At 58.7% G+C, this 2,265-nt stretch carries 3 protein-coding genes; all 3 read left to right on the top strand.

The window, feature by feature from the left end:
• The first annotated feature begins 183 nt into the window (after positions 1–183).
• Positions 184–354: a hypothetical protein gene (locus AC1DXV_RS33945; RefSeq protein WP_477874884.1), complete on the top strand. Its 171-nt coding sequence runs from the start codon at positions 184–186 to the stop codon at positions 352–354.
• A gap of 71 nt (positions 355–425) precedes the next feature.
• Positions 426–935 carry a hypothetical protein gene (locus AC1DXV_RS33940; protein ID WP_477937965.1) on the top strand — a complete coding sequence of 170 codons (510 nt, stop codon included), beginning with the start codon at positions 426–428 and terminating at the stop codon, positions 933–935.
• A 750-nt stretch (positions 936–1,685) separates the two neighbouring features.
• A complete protein-coding gene (locus AC1DXV_RS33935) occupies positions 1,686–2,195 on the top strand; it encodes a hypothetical protein (RefSeq protein ID WP_477874173.1) in 510 nt (169 codons plus the stop codon).
• Positions 2,196–2,265 lie beyond the last annotated feature (70 nt).

Below are 2,265 nucleotides of genomic sequence, written 5' to 3'. Positions count from 1 at the left end.
CTCCCAGATCGCTCTGTATTCGACGATCGACATTCAGGTAGGGGTGAGAAGACCCCCAAAATGCTTCGAGTCTTGAGTTTTCACACAGCCTCGGCCACAAGCAGACGGTCGCCAGTGACGGCTTTCTGGGTACCCACGGTGACCATGAACAGGTCAGTTGCAGTCGGCATCAGGAACGAAGCTATGAAAGCGATCCAGGCGCTATCGTCGGTACTTCACTTGGCGGTAATCACTGACGATCGGGCCGAGGTTAGCCGCCCGCACAAGCAGGTCGGTCTTATCATCGGCCAAATTCAGATGGCCATCCTCGAGCCGATCGTCGGTGAACATCCGGATTTGGACGATCTTCGCTAAGGCGGAGGTCGGCCAGGAGCCCCCCTTCGCGAACAGCAGCTAAGCTGCCGATGGCAAACGAAAGTTGAACGATGAACTTCCATTCGCGAACCCTTTCCAGGGTGCTCGTCGGCCTGGGTTTGGCAGGCCTCTCGGCCGCTTCGTTCAGTGCCGACCTGTCGAAGGGCGAGACCATGCCTCAAACGCACGAGGCGTTCAGCTTCGAGGGCTTGTGGTTCGAGACTGCCAACTATCCGGCCTCCAGCGTCTTGCGCTTCTTGCCTTACGGGAAAGGATGGATCGGGCAATACGTCCAGGTCAGTCCACCGCAACAGCGAATTGGCTTCCGGGTTGGAGAGACTGTCATCCGGGGGACCGTCAGCGGGCCCGATTTCGTCGGGGAGGTACTCTTGAAGCCCTTGCAAGAGGACCCGGTGTGCATTGGTCTGACGGTCGGGTGGGTGCCCATCAGGATGTCGCTCGATGGGAGCAAGCAGTTGACAGGCAGGTGGCTCCAAAGCTGGACCGCCGACAACCGAGCATGCGTTGTCGTGGGCCAGAGCTGGCAACCGTATAGCCTTGAACGCTTGCCCGCGCATTGACGCAGTCGGCCGCGGCTTTCCCATACGCTTTCCGTCGCAGAACTCGGCGACCCGAGGGTCGGCAGCACTACGATCACACCGACGYCCGCAAGGCCGCAGGCGGCCGAGGCTGTGTGAAAACTCRCCGCGTTGAAGGTCGCCATCGAAATCGACCTCCCAGATCGCTCTGTATTCGACGATCGACATTCAGGTAGGGGTGAGAAGACCCCCAAAATGCTTCGAGTCTTGAGTTTTCACACAGCCTCGGCCATTGGCTGCCTTCCGCCAGGGGGCTCCTTTCGGACCGCCTGGAGGTCGAAAGAGTAGTCGCCATAGCCGACGGCGGCTGCGCCACGATTGCGGTGGCTCGCGCCCGTGTTCGAATGGCCTACAGCCGCACCACAGTTGACCAACCGGCGGCACGGAGAAGCGACATGAGATTCATCGCGCAACCGTTGCCCGGTGCTCTGGTCATCAGCTGGATTGCACTGGTAGTCGCGGGATGCGCCGCCGAGACAATATCTCGACGTGACTACGGGCCGCCCCAAGGTTGCCTACGGGCGGCTGGCTGTAAAGCTGGGTCGAACATCACAACGCATGCAAAGTTCTTCATCAGATTTGGCAACCATATCGGCTCGATAGACTTCCAATCAAATAGTCAAATGATTCTGTTCTACCGACGGACATTTAGCCCTTCAATCGAGAGGACGTCACACGGCAAGCCGGGCGCCGCCTCTCATCTCAACGTTAGGTTCCTCTGTGGCGTCGATGATGATCAAACATACCCTGCGGCTCTTGGCACTTACTCTAGTGTTCGTCTTTACGACGACGAATGCGCAGGTGGAGCAAACATGGCTAGATCTGCTGAGGCAAGGAAACTTCAGCCGCTTGGAGGCACAGACCGTCGCGTTCCAGAAGCGCTTCACGGCCGGACATGAGTCAGAGTTCGCGCTCCGGCAGATCTATCGCTCGTTCTATGAGCTTACCGAACGAGATCTGCTCAGGCTCGACGAGTGGCAGGCAGCTCAGCCAAAGTCCTATGCGGTGCGACTCATTCGAGGAACCTACTTCAAGCGCGCGGGGTTCAGTGCCCGCGGCGAGGATTCGGCGGCCCGCACTCTACCTGAGAACTTCGCCGCGATGCGGAGGCTTCACGCCATTGCTTTGCCTCAGCTTGAGGAGTCGCTCTCACTGGCGGAACAGCCCTATCTGAGCGTCTTTCACCTACTGGACCTACGCGACGGAAACCGGCCGGTTCAGAAAGCACTCTTAGACTCCTGACGTGGTCCAATTCTGATGGACACCTCGATGGGAGATTTTCCCGCAGAGGACGAGAAGAGCATGACCGAGA

Source organism: Rhizobacter sp. P3_C12 (assembly GCF_056402735.1).
Note: the sequence above shows the minus strand (reverse complement) of the source record. Positions and strands in the feature narration are given on the sequence as shown.